Annotated in this window: 20 protein-coding genes; 5 read left to right on the forward strand and 15 right to left on the reverse strand. The window is 63.0% G+C overall.

The annotated features are described in order from the left end of the window. Positions 1 to 40: 40 nt before the first annotated feature. Complete coding sequence (locus GM668_RS23785) at positions 41 to 2,281, reverse strand: putative bifunctional diguanylate cyclase/phosphodiesterase (RefSeq protein WP_371868772.1); 2,241 nt, start codon at positions 2,279 to 2,281, stop codon at positions 41 to 43. A gap of 223 nt (positions 2,282 to 2,504) precedes the next feature. On the opposite strand from GM668_RS23785, the gene GM668_RS23790 reads away from it, so the two are divergent. After that, positions 2,505 to 3,905 carry a M16 family metallopeptidase gene (locus GM668_RS23790; RefSeq protein ID WP_229499802.1) on the forward strand — a complete coding sequence of 467 codons (1,401 nt, stop codon included), beginning with the start codon at positions 2,505 to 2,507 and terminating at the stop codon, positions 3,903 to 3,905. Between the two features lies 1 nt (position 3,906). After that, on the forward strand, positions 3,907 to 5,346 hold the full coding sequence (locus GM668_RS23795; RefSeq protein ID WP_155441452.1) for a M16 family metallopeptidase: 1,440 nt from the start codon (positions 3,907 to 3,909) through the stop codon (positions 5,344 to 5,346). Between the two features lie 12 nt (positions 5,347 to 5,358). On the opposite strand, the gene GM668_RS23800 is transcribed toward GM668_RS23795, so the two are convergent. The 7 genes from GM668_RS23800 to GM668_RS23830 all read right to left on the reverse strand — a co-directional run bounded on the left by GM668_RS23800 (position 5,359) and on the right by GM668_RS23830 (position 13,194). Continuing rightward, the gene (locus GM668_RS23800; RefSeq protein WP_155441453.1) at positions 5,359 to 6,291 is read right to left on the reverse strand and encodes an alpha/beta fold hydrolase; all 933 of its coding nucleotides are present in this window, start codon (positions 6,289 to 6,291) and stop codon (positions 5,359 to 5,361) included. 91 nt (positions 6,292 to 6,382) lie between these two features. After that, on the reverse strand, positions 6,383 to 7,714 hold the full coding sequence (locus tag GM668_RS23805) for a DUF58 domain-containing protein (protein WP_155441454.1): 1,332 nt from the start codon (positions 7,712 to 7,714) through the stop codon (positions 6,383 to 6,385). Beyond that, positions 7,711 to 8,706 (reverse strand): AAA family ATPase, encoded by a 996-nt coding sequence (locus tag GM668_RS23810; protein WP_155441455.1) that lies wholly within the window; start codon positions 8,704 to 8,706, stop codon positions 7,711 to 7,713. The genes GM668_RS23805 and GM668_RS23810 overlap by 4 nt, the downstream gene beginning before the upstream one ends. Then, positions 8,684 to 9,985: a DUF4350 domain-containing protein gene (locus GM668_RS23815; RefSeq protein WP_170305790.1), complete on the reverse strand. Its 1,302-nt coding sequence runs from the start codon at positions 9,983 to 9,985 to the stop codon at positions 8,684 to 8,686. The genes GM668_RS23810 and GM668_RS23815 overlap by 23 nt, the downstream gene beginning before the upstream one ends. Next, on the reverse strand, positions 9,982 to 11,565 hold the full coding sequence (locus GM668_RS23820) for a DUF4129 domain-containing protein (RefSeq protein WP_155441457.1): 1,584 nt from the start codon (positions 11,563 to 11,565) through the stop codon (positions 9,982 to 9,984). Before GM668_RS23820 ends, GM668_RS23815 begins: the two co-directional genes overlap by 4 nt. After that, positions 11,555 to 12,520: a stage II sporulation protein M gene (locus GM668_RS23825; protein ID WP_155441458.1), complete on the reverse strand. Its 966-nt coding sequence runs from the start codon at positions 12,518 to 12,520 to the stop codon at positions 11,555 to 11,557. The genes GM668_RS23820 and GM668_RS23825 overlap by 11 nt, the downstream gene beginning before the upstream one ends. Then, positions 12,517 to 13,194: an RDD family protein gene (locus tag GM668_RS23830; protein ID WP_155441459.1), complete on the reverse strand. Its 678-nt coding sequence runs from the start codon at positions 13,192 to 13,194 to the stop codon at positions 12,517 to 12,519. Before GM668_RS23830 ends, GM668_RS23825 begins: the two co-directional genes overlap by 4 nt. A 183-nt stretch (positions 13,195 to 13,377) precedes the next feature. Here GM668_RS23830 and GM668_RS23835 point away from each other — a divergent pair, with 183 nt between their 5' ends. Then, positions 13,378 to 14,847, forward strand: coding sequence for a M61 family metallopeptidase (locus tag GM668_RS23835; protein ID WP_155441460.1), 1,470 nt, complete (start codon positions 13,378 to 13,380; stop codon positions 14,845 to 14,847). A gap of 20 nt (positions 14,848 to 14,867) precedes the next feature. Here the strand turns inward: GM668_RS23835 and GM668_RS23840 are convergent, their stop codons facing one another. The 5 genes from GM668_RS23840 to GM668_RS23860 form a co-directional block, all read right to left on the reverse strand. After that, positions 14,868 to 15,686, reverse strand: a complete 819-nt coding sequence (locus tag GM668_RS23840; protein WP_155441461.1) for a substrate-binding periplasmic protein — start codon at positions 15,684 to 15,686, stop codon at positions 14,868 to 14,870. Then, positions 15,683 to 16,435 (reverse strand): substrate-binding periplasmic protein, encoded by a 753-nt coding sequence (locus tag GM668_RS23845; RefSeq protein WP_155441462.1) that lies wholly within the window; start codon positions 16,433 to 16,435, stop codon positions 15,683 to 15,685. Before GM668_RS23845 ends, GM668_RS23840 begins: the two co-directional genes overlap by 4 nt. An 8-nt stretch (positions 16,436 to 16,443) precedes the next feature. Continuing rightward, positions 16,444 to 17,670, reverse strand: coding sequence for a TIGR04552 family protein (locus GM668_RS23850; protein WP_155441463.1), 1,227 nt, complete (start codon positions 17,668 to 17,670; stop codon positions 16,444 to 16,446). A 147-nt stretch (positions 17,671 to 17,817) separates the two neighbouring features. Further along, a complete protein-coding gene (locus GM668_RS23855; protein ID WP_155441464.1) occupies positions 17,818 to 19,209 on the reverse strand; it encodes a sensor domain-containing diguanylate cyclase in 1,392 nt (463 codons plus the stop codon). Positions 19,210 to 19,376: 167 nt separating this feature from the next. Beyond that, positions 19,377 to 19,742, reverse strand: a complete 366-nt coding sequence (locus tag GM668_RS23860) for a hypothetical protein (protein ID WP_155441465.1) — start codon at positions 19,740 to 19,742, stop codon at positions 19,377 to 19,379. Between the two features lie 186 nt (positions 19,743 to 19,928). On the opposite strand from GM668_RS23860, the gene GM668_RS23865 reads away from it, so the two are divergent. Beyond that, positions 19,929 to 21,029: an ATP-binding protein gene (locus GM668_RS23865; RefSeq protein WP_155441466.1), complete on the forward strand. Its 1,101-nt coding sequence runs from the start codon at positions 19,929 to 19,931 to the stop codon at positions 21,027 to 21,029. 7 nt (positions 21,030 to 21,036) lie between these two features. On the opposite strand, the gene GM668_RS23870 is transcribed toward GM668_RS23865, so the two are convergent. Beyond that, positions 21,037 to 21,798, reverse strand: coding sequence for an SDR family oxidoreductase (locus GM668_RS23870; protein ID WP_155441467.1), 762 nt, complete (start codon positions 21,796 to 21,798; stop codon positions 21,037 to 21,039). Between the two features lie 100 nt (positions 21,799 to 21,898). On the opposite strand from GM668_RS23870, the gene GM668_RS23875 reads away from it, so the two are divergent. Further along, complete coding sequence (locus tag GM668_RS23875) at positions 21,899 to 22,780, forward strand: LysR family transcriptional regulator (RefSeq protein WP_155441468.1); 882 nt, start codon at positions 21,899 to 21,901, stop codon at positions 22,778 to 22,780. 5 nt (positions 22,781 to 22,785) lie between these two features. On the opposite strand, the gene GM668_RS23880 is transcribed toward GM668_RS23875, so the two are convergent. After that, on the reverse strand, positions 22,786 to 24,006 hold the full coding sequence (locus GM668_RS23880; protein ID WP_170305791.1) for an erythromycin esterase family protein: 1,221 nt from the start codon (positions 24,004 to 24,006) through the stop codon (positions 22,786 to 22,788). Positions 24,007 to 24,253: the final 247 nt, after the last annotated feature.

Here is a 24,253-nt window from a genome sequence, read left to right on the forward strand (position 1 = left end):
CGGGCGTTTTGCTTTCTGTGGCGCAGCGTTAATCTGTGATTCAGGCAGCCGTCGCCTGGGGCGACAGCGCCGCCAGCAATTGCGCAAATGGAGCAGGGCGTGAATACAGGTAGCCCTGCATGCAGTGGCAATTGCTGTCGATGAGGAAGCTGGCTTGCGCCACTGTTTCCACGCCTTCCGCCACCACGCGCAAGCCCAGGTGGTGCGCCATGGCCAGGATGGTTTGCACGATGGCCTTGCCGCTGGCATCGGCCGGTGTATCCATGATGAAGCTGCGGTCGATCTTCAATTCGTACAGCGGCATGCGCTTCAGGTACGCCAGGCTGGAATAGCCGGTGCCGAAATCATCGATGGAAAAGCGGATGCCCAGCGCCGCCAGCACATTCATGCGCTCCACGGTTTCTTCCCATTTTTCGACCAGCAAACCTTCCGTCACTTCGAAAATCAGCTGCGATGCGGGCGCTCCCGTTTCTTGCAGTACGGCTTGCACCTGCTCGACGAAATCGGCGTGGCGGAACTGGCTGGGGCTGACGTTGACAGACAGCGGCAGCGTGTGGCCCGCATTGGCCAGTTCCACCGCATACAGGCACGCCTGGCGCAATGCCCACGCGCCCAGTTGCAGGATCTGGCCCGTGCCTTCGGCCAGCGGGATAAACAGCGATGGCGGCACCCAGCTGCCATCGGCGCGCTGCCAGCGCATCAATAATTCCGCCCCGACCGGGCGGCCGTCGCAATCGACTTGCTGCTGCGCGTACAGCGCCAGCTGGCTGTTTTCAATGGCAGCCGCCAGTTCCCGTTCCATATTCAGGCGCTGTTCGACTTCCGCCTGCATGCCCGCTTCAAAGAATGCAATGCCGTTGCGGCCTTCCGCTTTGGCGCGGTACATGGCGATATCGGCTTCACGCAGCAAGTCCTGCGGATTCTCGCCGCCTTTCGGCAGCAGCGTCACGCCGATACTGGCCGATGAACTGTAGGTCTGGCCCTCGATGACGAATTCCTGCGCAATGGCCACGCGGATTTTTTCCGCCACGGCCAGCGCGGCATGGGCTGCCGCGGAGTGCGCACTGCCGAGGTGCGCCAGCAGCACGACGAATTCATCGCCGCCGATACGCGCCACGGTATCGGCTTTGCGGATCAGTTGCGCCAGGCGGGACGCGGCATTTTTCAGCAATGCGTCGCCGGTCGCGTGGCCCCGCGCATCGTTGATGGTCTTGAAGTTGTCGAGGTCAATGAACATGACAGCGCTGAACGTCTGGTCGCGCTCCGAGCTGGCCTGCAGCTTTTCAATGCGGTCCATCAGCAGGCGCCGGTTCGGCAATCCTGTCAGCACATCGAAATAGGCGAGGCGGTGAATATCGTTTTCCGAGCGCTTGCGCTCCGTGATGTCGCGCTCCACGGCGACCCAGTGCGTATTGTTGCCGCCTTCATCGGCAAACGGCACCAGTTCCATTTCCACCCAATACGGTTCGCCGGCGCGCGTATAGTTCAGCAATTCCGCGCGCACCGGCTCGCTGCGCTGCACGGCGCCGGCAATGCGCTCCAGCGTGGCGGGCGAGGTGTCCGGGCCTTGCAACAGGCGCAAGTCGCGTCCCAGTACTTCGTCGCGGCGGTAGCCGGTACGGCGCTCAAACGCCTTGTTGACGAAGATGATGTGCTGGCCTTGCTCCGTGACTTCGGCAATCAGCACCATGTCGTTCAGGCGCGCCACGGCTGCCGACGTCAGGCGCAATTCTTCATTCAAGCCGCGCAGCGCGCCAATCGAACTGTCGAGGCGTTTCAGCAGCACGCCGCACCCCAGGGTCAGTACGGCCATGATGAAGACATAATTCAGTGTGATCACGCACCACTGGATCAGCGATGCCGTCTGCGTTTGAGGGTCAGGCAAGGACGGGTTGGTGAAATAACCCATCACCAGCAGCGCCAGCGCGGAGGCGATCAGCGTCCACATGCCGGAGCGCAGGCCCAGCAGCAGCGCGGCCAGCACGGGCACGGCGGCCAGGTAAATCTGCGAAATGGGGCCGATTTTCAGCATCAGGCCGATGCCGACCAGGAAGGTGACGCACAGGAAGTTCAGCACGCGCGCGTGATAAGACCACGTGGGAATGCGCCAGATGGCCGTGATCCACGCAATCGCCAGCACATCGACGACGGCAATCGACCAGATGCCTTCGGACAGGCTCAGCATGATGCTGGGCAGCGCCGTCACGAGGCCGAGCGCCAGCACCACCTGCAAGATGCGTGTGAAGATTTGCGCGCGCCAGTGAGCGACTTCCTTTTGCACCGTCAAAATACCAGTCTCCTATTGCAAGTTGCACCGCCCGGAGGGTAACCGTAATTCACTATGCTGTCCAACTGCCGATGGACGATATGCCCGGGGATGCACGGGCGCGACACTATGGAGCATCAACTGACATGATACTCCTTTTCAATCTTGCTTTTTTAGTCACCACTACGCAGAATTGGCGATTCGATCAACTGTTTGAACACCGAGGATGTCTATGCGCATGCGCAAATTTTCCGCCTTGCTGGCGGCAGCCACGCTCTCGCTGTCCACGCAAGCTGCCGGCACGGACCGCTGGGACTTGCCCGTCAACGTGAAAAAACTCAGTAACGGCCTGACCGTCGTTGTGACGGAAGACCACAGTTCGCCGACAGTCGGCGTGTCCGTCGTGTACCACGTGGGCATGCGGCTGGAGCCAAAAAACCGGACCGGCTTTGCGCACCTGTTCGAGCACTTGATGTTCCAGGGGACGCCAAAAGCGCCGAAAGGCGTTTTTGACAAAGCCATCACGGCTGGTGGCGGCCGCAATAATGGCTCCACCCGCGCGGACTTCACCAACTATATAGAGACGGCGCCCGTGTCGGCGCTGGACGCCATCCTGTGGCTGGAAGCTGACCGCATGAAGACGCTGGACTTCAACGAGAAATCCTTGAAGAACCAGCAGGATGTCGTCAAGGAGGAAATCCGCGTCAACGTGAAGAACAAGCCATACGGCGGCTTCATGTGGATCGACATCAACCAGCAGGCTTTTAAAAAGTGGGAAAACAACCACGATGGCTATGGCAGCTTTGAAGACCTGGAGGGCGCCAGCCTGACGGACGTGCGCAATTTCCACCGCGATTACTATGGCCCGAACAATGCCGTGCTGGCCATTGCGGGCGACGTGACGCCTGAACAGGGCTTCGCACTGGCGCAGAAATACTTTGGCGCGATTCCGAAACGCGCGGTGCCGAAGGGCGGCGATTTCACTGAAGCGCTGAATACGGAAGAAAAACGCACGGTGCAGGGCGATGCGCTGGCGCAGGTCCCCGCCATCGCGGCAGGCTGGAAGGTGCCGGCCCGCGGCAGCCGCGACCAGGCGCCGATGGCCGTGCTGGGCGAAGTCCTGGCCGGCGGCGACGCATCGCTGTTCTACCAGGGCCTCGTCAAAGGGCGTGAAATCGCGCTGAACGTGTCTTCGTTCTGGGGTTTGACGGGACCATGGGAATACGATGGCCCGACCTTGTTCACCATCTTCGGCCTGTATAAGCCGAACAGCAGCGCTGACGCGATGCTGGCGGCAATGGATGAAGAAATCGCGAAAATCGTCAAGGATGGCGTCGATGACGCGACCCTGAAGCGCGTCAAGACCAGCATGCTGGCCGACTGGAACAACCAGCTGGAAAGCTATATCAACCGCGCCGATACGCTGGCCAAGCTGCAAACGCTGTGGGGCGACGCGAAGGTCGTCAACAAGATTCCAGGCTGGATCGAAGGCGTGACGTCGGCTGACCTGCAGCGCGTGGCCGCCACGTATTTGACCAAGGCTAACCGCACCGTGATCGACCGCAAGCCGCAAGCGATGCTGACGCCGCCTGCCGCGCATTTCCACGGCGATGACGAACAACCACACGGAGGCCAATAACATGAAAAAACTGATGATTGCTGCTGCAGTCACCGCGGCTGTCGCTGGTGCGCCTGCGGCGTTGGCCAAGCAGGGTAAAGCCGCCGCTGCGGCAGCGGCGCCAGTGGCGGCCGGCATGCCGGCCTATGGCGCGGACAAGCCGCTGCCCGTGCCGAACATTGCCCGTAAAACCCTGGCCAATGGCCTGGAAGTGTGGGTGGTGCCGCGCAATGGCGTGCCGCGCGTCGACTACGTACTGGCCGTGCGCGGCGCCGGCTTTGCCGCCGACGATGCGCAGCATCCAGGCTTTGCCGGCCTGCTGGCGTCGCTGCTCAATGAAGGCACGGCGGCGCGCAGCTCGCGCGCCATTGCCGAAGCGGCGCAGGCGCTGGGCGGCAGCGTGGGCGGCAGCACGTCGCAGGATGGCATCACGGTATCGGCCAATGCACTGGCTTCCGGTGCCGCCGGCATGATGAAGCTGCTGGCGGAAGTCGCGCGCACGCCATCGTTCCCTGATACGGAAGTGGCGCTGGCCAAAGCCAATGCGCTGCAATCGCTGAAAGTCGCGGAAACCCAGCCGGGCTTCCGCGCCGACCGCGCACTGTCACGCGTCATCTATGGCGAGCACCCGTATGCCCGCACCACGGGCACGGTGGAATCCATCAATTCCACGGATGCGGCGCTGCTGCGCGCCGAACACGCGAAGCGCTTCCGGCCTGACCGCGCGCTGCTGGTGATCACGGGCCGCTTGTCCGAGAAAGAAGCCATGCAAATGGCGGAAGCGGCATTCGGCGGCTGGAAAGCCACGGGCGACGCGCTGCCGCCAACCCCGGCGGCCCGCACGTCGGCGGAACCGGCGCGCCTGTTGCTGGAGCGTCCGGGCAGCGTGCAATCGACCGTGCGCCTGGGCCGTCCAGGCGCTCCCGCCACGGTGGCGGAACAAGTGCCGCTGCGCCTGGCGTCGACCATCCTGGGCGGCGGCTTCTCCAGCCGCGTCAACCTGAACCTGCGTGAAGACAAAGGTTATACATATGGCGCATCGGCCGGTGCGCGCCTGTTCCGCGAGGGCGGCGCGATTATCGGCGGCGCAGACGTGCGCAATGAAGTGTCGGGCAAGGCGCTGGCGGAATTCTTCAAGGAATACCGCAAGCTGGGCGAAGAACTGGTCAGCGACGATGAAATGCGCATGAACAAGCGCTACGTGGCCGGTACTTACCTGATCACGAACCAGATGCAGCGCGCCGTGGCCGGCACGCTGGCCAACAACTGGCTGATCGGTTTGCCGCCGGAATTCCTGGGCCAGTACGTGCCGAAAGTGCAGCAAGTGACGGCGGAACAGGTGCGCGACATCGGCAAGAAGTACTTTGATCCGGCCACGCAATCGATCGTCGTGGTGGGCGATAAGGCCGCCATCGCTGAACAGTTGAAAGAGTTCGGCGAGTTTACCGTGACGGACAAGTAACACTGCGCATTGTCAGGCGGCGCTGATGCTCCGCCTGAATGCCAGGTAATCGCTGGCCGTCTCGCGCGGCTTTTCCACCATCGGCAAATGGCCGACACCCGGCATCATGATGGTGCGGCTGTTTGGGAACAGCGCGGCAAAGGCTGCAGCGCCGTCCGGATGCAGGATGCGGTCTTGCTCCCCCCACACGATCAATGCGGGGATCGCCGCATAAGCCGGCTGCGGCTGCAGCAGCGGCGCTTCCTTCATTTGCTTCAACAGTGCCGTGTGCAGCGCGAAGTCCGCCGCGCCGCGCCGGCCCAGCAAGACGCGCACACTGTGCGGCAGGAACGGTTCCTTGTCCGTGCAGGCGGCAATCAATGCATGGAAATCTTCTTCCTTTTTCACCAGCAGCGGCATTTCCCCGGTCGCGTCGTAGTGCTTGAGGATGTCCGAACTGTGCGACGCTTCCGTTCCCGCTGCATCGAGCAGCCACAGTGATGCGGCCCGTTCCGGGTACATGGCGGCAAATTGTCCGGCAATGAAGCCGCCCATGGAATTGCCGCCAATGTGTACGGGACCCGGTGCAACCTGGTCCAGCAGCGCGGCCAGCCGGCGCGCCTGGTCTGCCATCAGGTACGATGCGCGCGGGTCGCGGCCCGCATCGCCAAAGCCGGGCAAGTCGGGGATGATGACCCGGTAGTGCGGCGTCAGGTAGCGGGCGATGCGCGTGAAGTTATCCTTGTCGCCGGCAAAGCCGTGGATCAGCACCAGCGGCGCGCCGCTGCCGCCTTCCAGATACGGCATGGCGAAGCCTTCCGCGCTGCCCTGGCGCAGGCGCAGGCCGGACAGCCGCTGTTCCAGCGCGAGTCCGAGGCGTCCGGCCGTCAGCGGGGCGAAGCGGTCGAACAGCAGCAGGGCGGCCGGGACGGCCAATACAGTGAAGAGAATATCGGTGGCAGTCAAATCAGGCTCCAACAGTTACCCGCGCAGTGTGGCACCATCAGCAGCGGGCTGTAAAGCGTTATGATTGCTGCTTAATTTCCTGCCAGGCGCCTTACAGCTGCCCGCTTTCCTTGATATCCAGATAGCGGTTCAGCAGCGCGCCGGGCAGCCGCACGGGCGCCACGTCGACCAGGCTGGAAGCGCGCAAACCGAGGCGGTGGATGGCGTCGCGCCGCTGCTGCAAATAATGCACGGCGGCCGACTGGCGCAGCGCCTGCGCAAAATCCCCGACCTCTGCCGCCACGGCGGCATCGAGCGCCTGTTCACGCAGGCTGGCGCACAGCACCATGTGGCGCGTACCCAGCAATTCACACGCGTTGCGCATGGCCAGGTCATCCTCATCGCGCAAGTTCGTGATCAATACGACGAACGCGCGCTTGCTTAATTTGCGCATCAGCGCACCGGCAGCCTGCACATAGTCCGGCGCCTGTTCTCTCGGGTGCAAATCGTATATCCCCGCCAGCAGCCGGTCAAAGCCTGCGCGGCCTTTGTGGGGCGACAGCCAGCGCGGCCCTTCATGGCCAAAGCTCATCAAGCCCACCGCGTCGCCCTGTTTTTGCGCGACGAAGCCCAACGTCAGCACCGCTTGCAGTGCATGGCCGAAGTGTGTGCCGCCTTCATCTTCGGCTGCCATGCGGCGGCCGCAATCGAGCAGGAACACCACTTGCTGGTCGCGTTCTTCCTGGTATTCGCGGCTGATCGGCTTGCGCTGGCGCGCCGTGGCTTTCCAGTCGATGGCGCGCAAGCTGTCGCCTTGCCGGTATTCGCGCAACTGGCGGAAGTCCGTGCCTTCGCCACGGCGGCGCCTGCGGATCGCGCCGGCCGCCGGTGCGCGCCGGTCGGTGGCCATCAGCGTCTGGCCCAGCAGGCGGGAAAAGTCCGGGAAAACTTTGACATCCAGTTGCGGGCCAAGCCTGTGGCTGCGCAGCCAAAAGCCGAATGGTGTGGCGACCCGCACATGCGGCTGGCCGAAATGCGCATCGCCGCGCCGCTGCGGACGCAGGCGATAAGTGACGGTGACAAACCCGCCCGGAGCGATAGTGGATGCATGGGGCAAGCCTTCCATGTCCCAGCCGGCCGGATAGTCATCAAACAATTCAACATGCAGCGGTTGCGCGCCGCCGTTGCGCAAGGTGATCGCCACGTTGTGCCAGACACCCACGGGCCAGACGCCCTGCGCCTGGCGTTCCACCAGCAGCAGCGGCGCAGGCCAGCCGCGCCACATATCCACCACACAAGCGGCCAGCAATGCGGCGCCCGCCGGCCAGAACGCCATGGCCAGCCAGCTTTTCAGCGCAGGGGCGAATGCCGCCAGTACACTGAAAACCAAGCCGATGCCGCCCCAGGCGAGCACCCATTGCAGCAGCTTGCGGGCAGGCGTCATGCGCGCGGCGCCGCAGTCTGTTGCACCAGCGCGTCCAGCAACTGGTCGGCATTCAAGCCATCGAGTTCGCTTTCAGGTGAAATCGCAATGCGGTGGCGCAGCACGGGCAGCGCGGCTTGCTTGATGTCGTCCGGCGTGACGAAATCGCGGCCGGCCAGCAGCGCCATGGCGCGCGCCAGCCGCACCAGCGCAATGCTGCCGCGCGGCCCCGCTCCGATGGCAATGCCGGCCCAGTCGCGCGTGGCCCGCACCAGCCGTACCGCATAATTGGCAACGCTGTCATCGATGCGGATGCGCGCCGTCAATTGCTGCAGCGCGACGATGGTATCGGGCCGCACCAAGGTAGCGACCGCCGCCACGTCGAGGCCATCGCCCACGCGGTTGCGCGTGACGGCAGCCAGCATGTCCTGTTCTTCCTGTTCCGATGGGTAGCCGATGCGCACCTTGATCAGGAAGCGGTCCAGCTGCGCCTCCGGCAGCGGATACGTGCCTTCATTTTCCAGCGGATTTTGCGTGGCCAGCACCATGAACGGCGGCGCCAGCGGATGCGATTCGCCTTCGATCGTCACTTGCCGCTCCTGCATGGCTTCCAGCAGCGCGGACTGGGTCTTGGCCGGGGCGCGGTTGATTTCATCGGCCAGCAGCAGATGCGCAAATACGGGGCCCTTGCGCACGGAAAAACTCTGGTTCTTCAAATCGAACACGGCATGGCCCATGACGTCGGCCGGCATCAAGTCGGGCGTGAACTGGATGCGGGAAAAGTCGCCCGCAAACGTTTTTGCCAGCGCCCGCACCAGCAGGGTTTTGCCGAGGCCCGGCACGCCTTCGATCAGCACGTGGCCACCTGCCAGCATGCACGCCAGCACCTGGTCGATCACATCTTGCTGGCCAACCACGGCGCGGCGGATTTCCTCGCCGATGCGGCGCACGATGTCGAGCGCCTGCTGCATGCGCTCAGGGCTGATGGCGTCACTGTCGTTCGGAATGCTCATACGATTTTCTCACTTGTTGTAATAGCCGGATCTGGCGCGTAAAGATGGATGGCTGCGGGCTGGCTTCGCCGTGCAGCGCTTCTTGCAGCGCGGTTTCATCGAGACGGTGCAGGCGGGCCAGCCGCGCGCATAATGCGTTGCCGTCGAGCTGGCGCAATTCCGGCGCGCGGCGCGCCAGCAGCGACAACGTTTCCTGTCGTGCGGCAGCCAATAGCAAGGCGCGGCCGCCCGGCGCTTTCCACAGCCAGTTGCCGGATGCTTCGATATGTTCCAGCAGTGCGCGGCGCGCGCCAGCCGGTTCCGGCAACAGCGGGCCAAAGCGGCGCATGGCTCGCGACAGCAGCAACACCAGCAGCACGGCCAACGCGGACAGCGCCATGCTGCCGCTGCGCCACAGCGCCAGGTACCATGGCGTGGCGTTCACGTCCTGCACGATGACCGCGTGTTTCGCATTGCCTTGCAGCGCAGCCAGCGCCAGCAACAGTTCCGCATGGTCGTAGCGGGGCAGGCGGCCATTGTTGAAGAAGTTTTCCGACACCATCACCAGCTTGCCCTGTCCTTCCGCATAGACGCGCAGCGCCACCGCATCGGGATCGCTCCATTGCGGCTGCTTTGCGCCGTTCAGCGACGACAGGATTTCATCGGATGTTTCCAGCACCAGCGGGTAGCGGCCGCCCGGGACCGTCACGCACGTGAACTGGTATTCGCCTTCATATTCCCGGTCATCGTCTGCGTCATCCTTGGCTTCGGCCGGGGCAGTCTTGCGCTTGCGTGGCGGCGCAATGCCGGTGTCGCAACTGTCGCGCATGTCGTGGGCAAACGTCATGGTGACGCCTGCATGGGCGCCCAGCGGGTCTTCTTCATCGAGCCGCTTCAGGCGGAATTTTCGCTTGGGGCCCGGTTGCGGACGCTCTTCGTCATCGCTGCCATCGCCGGACCAGCGCGGCTGCGCCACCAGCGTATTGCCGCGCCGTACCCACGCCAGCAATTGCTGCGCTTGCGCATCGCTCATGCGGCCATTGTTGTCGGCCAGGATCAGCGTGCCATCAGGCAGCGCATCCAGGTTGGCGTCGCCCAGCAATTTATACACGTCAGTCTTGTAGCCGCGCCGTTCCAGCAATTGCGCGGCAGCCAGCATGGGTTTTCCGGCCAGGTTGACCGACTGGCGGTGCTGCGGTTCCCACACTTCTTCCATGATTTCAAACCACAGCCATGTACACAGGGTGGCCACCAGCAACACGGCTGCGGCCACCAGGCCGCGACGGACGGCAGGCTTCATGCGGCGCTCCCCGCTGGAGCGCGCCAGCGGCCATCCCATGCCGCGCAAGCGCTGGTGACGGCAGCGCTGTCCGGCCAGCGGCCCGCGTAGGCGCCTTCCTGCCACAATTGCGTGACGGTAGCCATCACGGCATGGCCCGCGTCATCGAACTGCTTGCGCTTGACCGCCAGTGCCGCGACGCGCAGGCAATCGCCTTCGGTGGCGCCTTGCGCCAGGTGCAAACCGTGGCGCTGCACCAGCCGTGACAGCGTGGCGCGGTACAGCAGCGCCAGCGCATTGCGCCGTTCGCCCCGCTCCCATTGCGCACGCACTTGCGCCGTGACGTCAGCGGGCAAGCTCTCGGCGCGGATATCGAGGCCGGCAATTTCCGTGGCCGCCATGGGCGCGGCGGCGCGCGGCAGCAATGCCAGCAACCGGTCGCGGTAGCGGTACAGCAGCCATGCGCACGCGCCGATGGCCGAGGCGATCAGCACGGCGCGCAGGATCCCCGCCAGCAGTGGCCACGCAGGCGTGTCTTTACGATTGACGGGCTGTTTCTGGTCCTTCGCCCCTTTCAAGCGCCACGTGGGCGCGCAGTCATAGCCGCGCAAGTCGTCGCCCGCATAAACCTGGTCAACGTCGTCGCGCAAGGCGCGCTGTTCCGCGTCATGCGCGGGGAAGCGTTCGGCCGGGAACAGTACCGGCATGCTGGCGCAATTGGCGGCCTGCGATGCGGGCGCGCCGGCGCCATTGTCGGCAGCTTGCGCGGGCGGCGCCTGCAGCGACGCCGCCACGGCGAAGGCCAGCGGCGCCAGCAGCCATGCTGCCGCGGATTGCGTGCGGCGTTCGCCCGGCGGGTGAATCTGGCGCAGCACCAGTTCGATATCCCAGGCTTCCAGCGTGGCGCGGCGGTTCAGGTACAAAGTGAAGCAGCAGGCGATATACATCGGTCCGATAATGGCGCCGCCGACGGCATAGCAGGCCAGCGGCAGCATTTGCATGGCCAGGCTGTCATTGCCCTGGCCCATGACGTAAGCGAGGATTTTGAACTGGTCTTCACTGGTGAACATGCCGACAAACGCCAGCAAGCCCACTTGCAGCACGGCTTCGAAGTGCGCGCAAGCGACGCCGAACATGTAGGCGGCGCGTCCGGCGCCATCGCGCCCGATGACGGCGCGCCGCCTGCCGGCCGCCTCGCCGCGCGCCCGCTCCAGCTGCCAGATGGGCTGGTACAAGCCGCGCCCCGCCATGAAAGGCCGCCACCACGTCAGCATCCGCACCCAGCCGCCGCCCAGCTGTCCCGGCCACGCGCGTACGGCTTGCAGCCACGTGACGTCTTCGCCGAACACCTGGCGCGACAGCACGTACAGGGGGGCGCGCTCCAGCAAGGGTTTGAACCACCACGGCAGCAAGATCCACAGCGCCGCATGGTCCGGCATGGCCGCCGTCAGTGCGGCAGCCACGGCGATCAGCGGCAGCCATAGCGCTAGCCAGGCGGCATAGACGGTGGCGGCGCGCGCATGCAGCAGCGCGAAGCCCATGTCGAGCGCCTGGCGTGCGGGCCGGGGCCGCAATGCGATGGTGATCTGGTCAAGCTGCATCGCTGCCTTTCGCTTTCGTGCGGCCCGCCAGCACAAGGAATGCAATCACGGCAATCCAGCAGCCCCCGCCCACCGCGTATTTGATGACGGGACTGATGGCTGTGCTGGCCGACCAGAAGGCTTCGACAAACGCGGCCAGTACCGTCAACAGGGCGGCGCCCACGGCAACCGGGAACATGGCGCGGCTGGCCGTGACCAGCGCATGGCGGCGCGTCATGCGTCCCGGCGCCAGCATGGCAAGTCCCATGCGCATGCCGGCCATGCCGGACAAGACCAGGCCCGTGATTTCAAAACTGCTGTGCGTAATGACGAAAGACCAGAAGTTATTGGTGGTGGCGGGATCGCGCGACAGCCAGCTGGCCACGATTCCCAGGTGGACGCCATTGAAGGCAAGGCTGAACAGCGCCGGTAAGCCGCCGAAAATGCCGCCGGCAAAAGTGCGGAAGCCGATCGATACGTTATTCCAGATATAGTAGCCAAACATCATGACGTCGCCTTCGGCGCCGCCCCGTCCCAGCCGGATGCTGCCCGGACTGTACATGTGGCGCATGTGCTCCAGCTGGTCCGGATCCATGAAGCTGTATGCCCACTGCGGCTGGTACCACACCAGCAAGCCCAGTACCAGCGCGGTCGCCCAGAACGCCAGCATGGCCGCTACCAGCAGCCGCCACTCCGAACGTACGCGGCAAGGAAAATCGTGCAGCATCCACTGCATCAGAGCGCGCGGCCGTTCCGCCACCGTGCCATACAGCCGCATGTGGCATTCGGACGACAGCGCGTGCAGGTAATCCGTCAGTGCAGGCGAATAGCCGCGCTGCTCGGCCAGCGCCAGGCATTGCGACAGGCGCCGGTACAGCGCCGGCAAGGCGCCCGGCTGTGGCGAACGGTTTTCCAGGATGGCGCTGATCTCTTCCCACAGCGCGCCATGCTGCTGTTCGAATTGCTGCTGCTTCATAGGCGTAGCCCTGCTGCGAAGCTTCTCAGGCGTTCCAGCGACGCCGCGCCCGTGGCCCCCGTCAATGGCTGCGCAATATCGCCCAATTCTTCCAGCCGCGCGCGGGGCAGCACGCTTTCCCGTTCAAACAAATCGGCCAGCGCCCGCTGCTGCTGTGGCGGCAGCGGAAAAGGCAGCGGCAGCGGCGTGGCGGCTTCGCCTTCCGTCTCTACGCGGCGCGCAGGCGGTTTGTCGCGGTATACCACCAAGGTGCCCGCCACGATATCGCCCAGGCGGCGGAACTGGCGGTCGAACAGCATGGACAGCAGGCCAGTGGCGTAAAAGAAGGGCATGAAATCCGCCACCAGCATCAGGTTGCGCAGCATGGAGTCGCGCCAGCCCACCGGCAAGCCATTGGCGCGCCGCACTTCCAGGCCCATGATGCGCTTGCCCAAGGTCTGGCCCCGGCAATAGACTTCGCACAGGATGGGGTAGCCCCAGTAGCTGGCAAATAACAGCAGCGCAAAAATGCCTTGCGCGAGTTTGCCTTGCAGCGCCGTCGCGCACACAACGATAAAGATGATCCACACGAGGAAATCAATCGACCACGCCCACGCGCGCGCGGCGGGGCCGGCCGGCGTCAGCAGCAGGCGCGTGCCTTCCGGCGTCGTCAGCGATAAGCGGCCATCGATCAAGGTGCGCGTCGTGAAAAGAAAAGGAATTTGATTGTAGCGAAGAAATAGTTAAACAAAAAGCAAAGAAAGGTCATTTTCCTTGATTTTCGCCGCCTGTTCCGCCAATTGTGCAGTCTGTCGCGCAACACTGGCTGTCAAGCCGCTAGCCACATACAGTGCGGGCCTTAAAACAAGGAGACGCATATGAAAAAAACCATGCTGGCAGTATTGCTGGGTTGCGCACTCAATCTCGCGCATGCGTGGGACCAGCAGCCCAACCACTACAAAGTGCGCATCGATGCAGATGCGCAGCGCGCCCACGTGGAGGCGGACGTGTGGATCGAGGGCAAAGAGCTGGCCATGTTCAATGCGTTTGCCATCCCGGGCCTGAAAGATGGCCAGGCCACGTTCATCGACAAGCTCGATGCGCGCACGATGGATGGCAAGCCGCTGCCCATCAAGGACAAGGGCGAGGGCGAATACGAGCTCGATGGCGACCGCCGCGTCAAGCTCAGTTACGACGTGCGGCTGGAACATGACAAATACGACTGGCCCGGCGGCCAGGAAGAAGTGCTGTACCACACGGATGAAGGCGTGATGGCGATCGGCTATTACCTGTTCCTCGTGCCGGGCGAAAAAATGCTGGGCCAGACCCGCGTGGAATTCGACTTGCCGCAAGGCTGGGTGGCCCGCACGCCATGGAAGCAGGCCGGCGCGCCGAATGTCTTTACGGCCGATACGCGGCGCGAGCTGGTGAATAACGCGCTGTTCCTCGGCACGGCGCAGCAGGAACAGTTCACGTCGGGCGGCATGCAGATTTCCATGGTGCTGGGCAAGCGCAACTGGCCGCAGCGCGCCATGATGCGCGAATTGATCGAGCGCCAGCTGGCCAGCTACGTAAAACTGTTTGGCCGTCCGCCGCTGGCTGACCGCTACCTGATCATTGCCAATCCCGGCGCCACCGGCGATGGCGGTGCTTTTGCCGGCAGTTTTTCGCAATTTCTCAAGGGCGACATCAACGCCATGACGCGCCCGTTCTGGGGCCGCGTGATGGCGCACGAGTTGCTGCACTTCTGGAATGGCCATTCACTGGTGCCGGCGCAGCCGTCCGAAGAGTGGTTCAAGGAAGGCGTGACGGATTACCTGACCGTCACCACGATGGCGCGCAACGGCATGTTCAACCAGGCGCACGTGACACGCTTCCTGGAAAACCTGGGCCGTGGCCAAAGCGTGGCGCGCCAGGGGCAGGGTTTGACATCCACGGTGCAGGATGCCGTCAAGGACAAGCACAACGCGTGGCTGCTGGTGTATGGCGGCGGCTCCATCGCGGGGCTGGCAATGGATGTGGAATTGCGCCGCGCCACCCAGAACAAGGTGGGTTTGCCGGACGTGATGAAGGCGCTGTATGCGGAATTTGCACAGCCGGGCAAGACCTATACGCATGCGGACATCGTGCGCGTGGCGAAGCAGGTGGGCGGTGTCGACCTGGGGCCGATGCTGCAAAAAATCGTCGCCACGACGGAACCGTTCGACTTGAAGCCCGTCATGCAGGAAATGGGCTTCGAGTATGAGCATTTCCTGTTCATGCTGGAGCATGACATTACGCTGCGCCCTGACGCCACGGCTGCGCAAAAGCAGCGCTTCAAGGATATCTTCGGCTTCAGCTACAAGTAAGCATGGCGTTCCTGCCTTCGTTAATCCGGCACGCCGGCGTCGTGCAGTAATTGCCTGTATTCGTGCGACTGCCGTACCGACGCAATGGCGCGCCACACCGCTTCGATGCGGCGCGGGTCGCGCGCATAGACCGCGCGGTTGAACGGCAGGTACAGCATGAAGACTGCATACGGCTGGGGCGCCTGTTTCACCAATTCGCTGAAGCGGGGATCGGTGCGCGCCAGGCTGCTGGCTTCCAGGCCCTGCAGGATGGCGACATCGAACAGGCCGGCGGCCAGCATGCGCAAGCCATCATCGGCGGACTTTACCAGTTCACGCACGTGGTAACCGCGCTCGCGCAGCACTGCAGCCACCAGATAGCCGGATTGCACGGCCACTTCGTTATTCGGCGCCACGAGATGCTTGCCATCCCAAGTGGCGCTGCCCGCTATGCGCAGGAACACGTGCGCATAATCGGAACCAATGGCGCGCGCCGGATCCAGCGCGCCGCCGGACGTGGTCGGGTAGATCGCGAACGAACGCCGGTCCGGCGCATCGGCCGCACCGATCACGGCATCGACGGCGCCCGTCCGCAATTCGTGCATGCAGCGCCGCCATGGCTTGGCCACGTACGTGAATTGTTCACCCAGCTGCTTTTCCACCCGCCGCAGCAATTCGAAATTCAGCCCGCCGCCGGATGGCGTAGTCCACGGACGCTGCACCACGTCTTCGTAGCACAGCACCAGCGGCTTCGATGGCCCCGCATGGACGGCGCCTGGCAGCGCCAGCGCACAGGCAGCCGCCAGCGCCGGCAGCGCATGCCGGGCGAACCATTGGCCCACAAGCGGGGAAGCGTTCATTCTTCCTTATAAGCGGCGTAGATTTTTTTTAATTCACCACGTTCAGCCAGATGCTGCAGCGCGCTGCGCAGCATGTCCACGGTCGGCGCGGGCAGGCTGCGGGATACGGCAAACAGCAAATTGTCTTCTTTCAGCACGGCAGGCAGCAGCTTGACCTGGCTGCCGAGCTTTTCACTGTCAATATAACGCAGCAGCGCATTTTCCGTGTGATAAAGAAAACGTCCGCGCCCATGCGCCAGCTTGCGCAAGTTGACATCAAGGTTTTGCGAACTGGCGTCCAGCGACAGGCCGCCATAGCGGCGCAGCGACTCTTCATGCGCCGTGCCCTTCAGCACAATGACGACATTGCCCGGCCCCAGTTTGCGGATGTCGTCCAGGCTGCGCACCTGCACATCGTCATTGGCGCGCACGGCCAGCCTGTGGCGTACGGTATACACCGGCACGTCGAGGAAGGCGAATTTTGCTTCCCGCGCCGGCGTGCGGATCAGCGCGCAAAACACGTCGAGCTGGCTGTCGGCCAGTGCGTTTTCCACGCGGGGCAGCGACATCGGCTGCTCCCATCCGGTAAAGCGCAAATTCGGTTCCAGCCGTTCGATGGCCTGGAATACTTCCACGCAGATGCCTTTGCGCTCGCCTTTCGGATTAAATTTGATGGTGTTGTTGTCTTGCGCGGCCGTGCGCAACGTGGCTGCCGCGGCGGGCAGCGCGAGGAAGGCGGCCACAATAACAAGTATGGGCAGCCGCAGCATGGCGCAGGCTATGCAGCCGATGCCGCAGCCGGCGCGTCTTCGCGCGGCTGGCTGGCGACCCAGCGCAGCAGTTCGCGGCCGAATACGCGGATGCGGGCCGTCTCGACCTGGCGCCGTTTATACGCCTCATGACTGGCTGGACCGCTGAGGCTGCGGTCGTGGCTGGCCTTGTCCATCAGCTGGATTTCATATTCAAAGAAGAAGCCTACATCATAATCCGGTTCGGCCGGCGCTTCGACGCCATCTTGCGCCGCATACGCGGGCAGGCTGGCGCCTCCCACGTCGTCCGCGTGCAAATGTATCATTTTGCGGACAGTGACCTGGATACTGGAAAAACCTTCGCCGCTGTGCGGGTTGTCGCTGCGCGTCTGTTCCTTGGCAATGGCAGCCAGTTCCAGGTCCATTTGCTGCAGCAATTCGGCCGGGTAGTCGTCGCAGCGCTCCAGCTGCGCGCGGTACTTGGTGAACACGGTTTTGGCGGCATCCATGTCCAGCAGCGTGTTGCGCGTGCGCTGGCTATCCACGTTGGTCACGGACAGCAAGTGCGCGTGCTGCAAGGTTTGCAGCGCCAGCAGGCATTCAAAGCGGGTATTGAAAATCATGCGCACGCCCAGGTGGTCGTACACGTCGGCCGCCAGGTAAGCAGCTTTTTGCAGCAGCTTCAGCAAGATACTGTTGCGGCCTTTGTTGTTTTTGCGGTCGAAGTGCAGCAGCGGCAGGCACGCGCCGTCGTAGCGCAGGTAAAAGTGGCCATCTTCGCAGTGGATCAATTCATCCAGGGTGGCAAACACTTGTTCGCGGATGGTGTTGAAGTGCCGCAGCTTCAAGTTATTGTCGATGTAGAAGATGCCATGCATGACTTTCAGCACGGCGCACGACCACATGCGCAACGTATCGGCTTGCATGCCCCGCCGCGATGCATACACGAGCAATTGCAGCGGGTCGTCAGGGTGGCGCACGGCGTCTGGAATCAGATTATGCTGCCACGGTTCCAGGAAGGTATTGGTAATAAACGCCACGGCTTCGCGGTGCGCGCGGGCGATGACGCCGGGCGCGGCAGGCTGGTCCAGGTCGAAACCGTATTCCAGCACGAACTGGCGCGCATCGTGCAGGTTGCGCAGTGCGAGGCCCTCCAGGTCGATTGCCGACACGCCGCTGGCGATGGCGTTGAGGTAGCCCCAATTCAGTGAAAACTTGCGCGCGCCGCCGTTGAGCGATGCATGAATTTCTGTCATTTCTTTATGCCATCAGCCCTGTCTGATAAGAAAGTATCGCAGCCTGCCTGGCGGCGGTCAATCAATGTCGATTCTGCGCTGCAGCATGGTTAATGCCAATAAATGTTTGGCGGAATCTGCAAGATCCCGTGCAGCTGTACGGCAGCATCAGGCGGCCACAGCATCCACGATACTGCAATTGCGGCCGGCCTGCTTAGCCTGGTAGAGTGCGCGGTCTGCGCGGGCCGCCACAGCGTCCGCCGTGTCGTTTACGCCGGTAAACGAAGCGATGCCGATACTGACCGTCACGGACACGCGCTGGTCTGCCACGGCAATTTCCAGTTCCTCCAGCTTGCCCCGCAAGCGCTCCAGGAAGGGGCGGGCTTGCGTGCCGCTGCATTCCGGCAGCAAGATGGCAAATTCTTCGCCGCCCACACGGGCCGGGGTATCAATCATGCGGCAATTGTCGCGCAATACCGTGGCGACGGCGTCGAGCACGCGGTCGCCAACCGCATGGCCATGGCAATCGTTGATGGCTTTAAAGTGGTCGAGGTCCAGCATGGCGATGGCATAAGGTTTGCCGCTGCGCAGTGACCGCTGGTGTTCCAGCTGGACTTTGGGCATGAACAGGCGACGGTTCGGCAAGCCTGTCAATGCGTCGTGTTCCGCCGCGTCTTGCCACTGCTGGCGCGTGCGTTCGGAATGCTCCAGCTGGCCGCGCTGCAATGCGGCGCCCAGCAAGGTCAACGCGCTGGAAAAAGCCAATGCTGCGACGCGAAACGCGGTATCGGAAGCTGTTGTCTGGGCCGCAAAGGCTGGATGGGCAGCGGAAGCCATGACACCCACGATCGTCAGGGCCGTGACGGCTGTGATACCCAGCAGGCTGGTATGGAATGACAACACCAGCAACACGGGGACAATGAAGTATTCCATGCCCGGCATGCCGGCCCGTGATGCCAGCAACAGCGCCAGGACGGCGGCAATGGCGGCCAGCAATGGATGCGCCTGCAGCGGTGGCGCGGTATGGCGCTGGCGCCAGCCCTGATAGGCGGGGTAGACCAGCAACAGCCCCAGGCTGTCGGCCAGCACCAGCACGCGGGCCAGCGCACCGGCTTCGCTCCACGGCAGATAGCCGCCCGCCGCCAGGTTCGCCGCCAGCAAAACGCTGGACACCGCTGTCGGTATCAGGCACACGTACAGGATAAAGGGCAGCAAGTCCGCCGCTCGCGCCAGGCCGCCAGGCAGCATACGGCGGAACATGTGCATGGCCAGCACGCCAGCCAGGCCATCGGTCATGGCCGCCAGCATGGTGTGGGCCAAATGCGCCGGTGAAGTGGCGGCGGCCATGCCGTCAAAATTCGCCGCCAGGCTGGCTACGACAATAAACGGTACGGCGCGCCATCCCCATTGCAGGCACATGGCCAGGGCGATGCCCGATGGCAGCCACAGCAGTGTGAGGTTGGAAGGTTTCAGTGCAAAAATCGCCATGCCGAAACGGGCCAGCGCAAAGTAGGCGAGGGCGGCTGCAATGAGACCGGCGGGAGATTTTGCTGCGTTCATGGCGCTTAGCCTGGGCCGGTCATAGGGGGACGGGTATGTACTGGATTGTAGTAAACAGATTGATGCCGGGCAAGCAGATTGCAACCCCGGCGTGGCGGGAAAGTAAAGACGCCGCAGCGCGCATACGTGCGCTGCGGCGGCGGTAACGGATCAGGCAGCGGACTGTATTAGCGTTCGATACGCGGCTCGCCAGGTGGCGTTTCACGGTCAGGCTGGCCCGGTACATCTTGCGTAACCGGCGGAGGGACTTCCGTGCCGCTGCCGGTCACACCGGCAGCGCCGCTGGCGCCCATGCTGGACGTGGTGCTGTCATATGGCTGGGTATCCGCGGAGCGGTGCTTCTTGCCATGCTTCTTGTGCTTGGGCTTGGCGTATAAGCGGTCAGCCGCGGTGGGCGGGCCCTGGTCGGTTTCCATGACGTCGAAGGCGCGTGAATCGCTGGGGTTGCGCGGGTTGACTTGCTGCGCACCCGCCTGGGCGGCGCTGCCTGCGGCCAGGACGGCGGCCAGCAGTAAAGTAGCTTTGGTACTCATGGGCATCTCCTGCAACAGTGTTCGAGTGCACATTATTCAACCAGGGCAGCGCGCACCGGGTAGGACTACGCCTTGTGGCCCGGTCGGAGAACAGCGGGTCTGGTGTTGAAAAAAATGCATTGTTGTGCTCGCATTAACGAGTTTTGTCGGTTAAGGTGGTAGACATATCCAGACAGGGAGACCGCCATGCTGAATGAATTTGTACTGACCCATCAGGATGAACTGGCCCGGCGCTGCGGCGCCCGTGTCTATCAGCGCAATCCAGGCACTGCAACGAATGTCATGCAGGGAATCGAGACCTTTATCCGGCAACTCGTTGCCACGCTACAAACCGAAGAGGAGGGGGCACGGCAAAAAAATTTCCAGCTGGTGGGAGACAAAGGCGGCGTGGAAATGCGCAGCGACATCGGCGATGCGGCCGCACTCACGGGCAAAGACTTGCTCCGCCAGGGAATGCAAATCCATGAAGTGGTGCACCATTACGGCGACGTGTGCCAGGCCATCACGGACATGGCCATTGAGCATGGCGTACAAGCGTCCGTTGATGAATACCGCATCCTGAACCGCTGTCTCGACAATGCCATTGCCCATGCCGTCTCCGAGTTCAGTTTTCACCGCGATGCAGTCACCGCGCAGGAAAGCGTGCTGCTGTCGAACGCCCGTACCGGCGAGTTCCTGCTAGAGTTGCGCAAGCTGCTGGGAACGGCCAGCCTCGCGTTTTCCGCCACGCGCACGGGTAGTTTGCCGGTGAACGGCGCCACCGGCGCAATCCTGGAACGTACCTTGCAGCAGATCGGCAAATTGATAGAAGATTTTTCCGCCGACTTGCTGGGGGCCCCGTCAGCCAATATGCTGGAAGTCTTTTCGCTGTCAGGCTTGATCGAAGAGGTTGCGACAACGGCAGCGCCTGCCGCGCGGGATTACGCCTGTCCTCTGGCCGTGCCGCCGGTGGACCGCGCGCTGGGCTTGCGCGGCAACCGCGATTTGATTTTTGCCGCACTGGTGAACTTGCTGCAGCGTGCATTTGCATTTTACCCGCCCGCTGCGGAAGTCACGCTGACTGCCTATGCGTCGGGTGAGCGCATCCGCATTGATATCCTGAGCCAATGCGGAGCAGCGCCGGATGGCGCGGCGCCAGGGGCGCCGGACAATAGCAAAGGCCACGAGACGGACTTGGCGCTGGCCCGGCGATTCGTGGCATCCAGTGACGGCGTCATCACCACGCGCGTACTGGACGGTGCGTACATGTTTGCCATCAGCCTGCCGCGCCACGCGATGCCGACGTGACAGCCCGTCACACCTGGCTGAATCCGCCATCGGCCACCAATTCCACGCCATTGACATAGCTGGCGGCGGGCGACGCGAGGAACAGCACGGCGGCAGCAATTTCTTCCGCGTCGGCCATGCGGCCAGCGGGCGACATGTGCGCGAGCATTTGCGATACCCCTTCGATTTGCGCGTCGTTCATGGCCAGGCCCGTCTGCAGGATCGGCGTGCGGGTCACGCCAGGGCTGATGGCGTTGACGCGGATGCGGCGCTCTTTCAAGTCGCTGGCCCACGAACGGGCAAATGAACGCACGGCAGCTTTCGACGCGTTGTACAGGCTCAGGTTCGGCATGCCGAGATTGCCGGCAATGGACGCATTGAGTACGACGGCGGCGCCATCGTTCAGCAACGGCAGCAAGGTTTGCACGGTAAAGAACACGCCTTTGACATTGATGTCGAACAGCGTGCTGTACGCAGCGGGCGACGTATCGCCAAACGCATTGTTGGTGGCCACACCGGCATTGGCGAACAGGACGTCGAGGCGGTCGCCGCGCTGGGCAATGGCGGCGTGCAGTTGCGCGAGGCTGGCGGCGTCGGCGCTATCCGCTGCAACGGGGAGAGCGCGCTCGCCCAGGGTGGCGGCAGCGCTGTGCAATTTATCGTGGTCGCGGCCCGTGATGTAGACGCGGCGGGCGCCCTGTGCCAAGAAGGCTTGTGCGGTAGCGAAGCCGATGCCGGACGACGCGCCCGTGACCAGTGCGGTTTTTTGCTCGAATGGGAGGGTTGCCATGATGGTCCTTAGTTGAATTGTTTGAAAGACCAGTATCGAGGATGTGCATTGTGCGAACAATCGGCATAATGCTCATTAATCTGATGAGAAATTTTCACCAATGAATGTTGACTTGAATGGGCTTGACGCGTTTGTCCGCGTGGCGCAAAGCCGCAGTTTCCGCAAAGCCGCAGCCGGCATGGGCGTATCGCCGTCCGCGCTGAGCCATGCAATCGGCAAGCTGGAGCACGACCTTGGCGTGCGGCTGTTGAACCGCACCACGCGCAGCGTCAGTCCCAGCCCGGCCGGCGCGCAATTGCTGGCGCGGCTGCAGCCGGCGCTGGCCGATGTGGCGGCAGCGCTCGATGAATTGAATGAGGAACGCAGCGCGCCCCGCGGGCGCTTGCGGCTGAACGTGCCGCGCGCCGCCGCGCAACTGGTGCTGGCGCCTGTGCTGGCGCGCTGGCGCGAACACTGTCCGGACGTGGCGCTGGAAATTGCAGCCAATGACGCCGTCGTCGATATCGTCGAACAGGGCTTCGATGCCGGCATGCGCTTTGGCGAATTGCTGCAGCAAGATATGGTGGCGGTCCCGGTCGGGCCGGATATCCGCTTTGCCGTGTGCGCATCGCCGGATTATCTGAAGCGTCATGGTGCGCCTTCGACGCCGCAAGAGTTGGCGGCGCATGAATGCCTGCAAGTGCGCTTCCCCAGCGGCGCGCTGTTTAAATGGGAATTCCGGCATGGCGGCCAGCCCTTGTCCGTGGCAACCAGCGGTAGCCTGGCCATGGATGATTTGCCGGGGCTGCTGCAGGCTGCGCTCGATGGCGCGGGCTTGTGCTACACGTACGAAGCGTATGCGGCGCCGTGGGTGGCGCAGGGCAGGCTGGTTTATGTCATGCAGGAGTGGATGCCGCCTGCTGAACGTATGTTTTTGTATTACCCCAGCGGGCGGCATATGAGCGCCGCGCTGCGGGCGCTGGTGGACTTTTTGAAGGGTTAGCAGGATTAGCGGGTCATGTGCACGGGTGTCATGGTGCGCACGTAAAACAGCACGTCCCAGTTCTGGCCGAGCCGGCCGGTCATAGGTTCTGCATAGTCAAAGCTCGATTGGGGAAGCGTGACCGGCGATGTCGCGGATAGGCCCAGCAATGCCTTGCCGCTGTCCGCTAACTGTGCTTCCAGGCTGCCCGGTACGGGCTTGGGAATTTTGAATGGCTGCATGCTGGCAAATTCCACCACGTCGCCATCGGCTGCCGTGAATTGCGCGACCTTGTAATCGCTGCCCCAGTGGCGAAACATGACTTCACCCGCCTGCAAATTTTCCGGCGTTCGCTGGAAGCCTTTGGCCACGTGGATCGTGTGCGCCCACACGACGATTTTTTTACCTTTGAAGAGCGTATCGGCCAGCCAGATGGCGTTGTCGCCCATGGCATTGTCGCGCTGGTAGTTTTTATCGCCGCTCCAGTACGTGGCAGCTTGCGCCTGCACACTGCGGCTGACGCGGCACCACCATGCGGCGCCGCCAACCGAGGCGTCCTTGCTGGCGCACAGCGCGTTATCGATGGCGGCTGCATGGCGTTCAAATGCCGCGCGTGCTTCAGCGTTTGGCGCCGCGCGGTTCATGGCGAACAGCGGCTGCGCGGCCTGCCGGTACGCATTCCAGCCCGGTCCTGTGGAAAGTGCTGGCGCCTGTTTTGCAAGGAAGGCTTGCAGGCCGGGCAGCAAATCGCTGATGCTCAATGCACCCGTGTGCTGGCTGTCGATGCCTGCCAGCGCCATCGGTTTGCCCAGCGCACGCTGGTGGTCCAGGTATTGCAGCAGCATGCGGCCTTCCGCGCTTTTCGCGTACATGTAAAACACGTTGCCGGGCGCCATGTCGTCGAGCTTTTCCCCTTGTTCCATGCGGGTAGCCAAACGGCCCATGTCGTAAAAACCGCTTTCCAACAACAGCACGTCAAAGCCCATATGCTCGTGCAGGTATTTGACGAGGCGGGTCTTCAACAAGAATTCTTCCGCACCGCCGTGCGTTTGCTCGCCCAGCGCCACCACGCGGGCATTGCCGATGGCTTGCGCGAAGGGTTGTAAATCGCGGTCATCGGCATGGTCTGGCTGGATGCTGGCCAGTGGCCATTGGGTAATGCCGGGGATGTCTGCTGCGTGCGTTGCCGTGATCAGGCCGGCTGCCAGCAGAGCGGCAGCGCACCGGGATTTGAAACCAATTTCCATACCAGTCTCCATATTTGAATACCAAATTAATACCAATATTTGAAGGGTAGCATGAAAATCCGGATGGCGCGTGGTAGGTTGTGTCCTCCTCAAGTCTGTCTGGTAAACCGTCTGTGTATCCTTCTGTTTTGGTCTGCTTCTTTCTTTCACGGTCTGTCTTTTCAAAACGCAGAACAAAGGGAGCAAGAACAGACAGAAAAAGACATGAGAACAGACCATTCGCCAGACAGACTTTGAGGGGACACCC

This window comes from Pseudoduganella ginsengisoli (genome assembly GCF_009720865.1).
Classification (GTDB): Bacteria; Pseudomonadota; Gammaproteobacteria; order Burkholderiales; family Burkholderiaceae_D; genus Rugamonas; species Rugamonas ginsengisoli.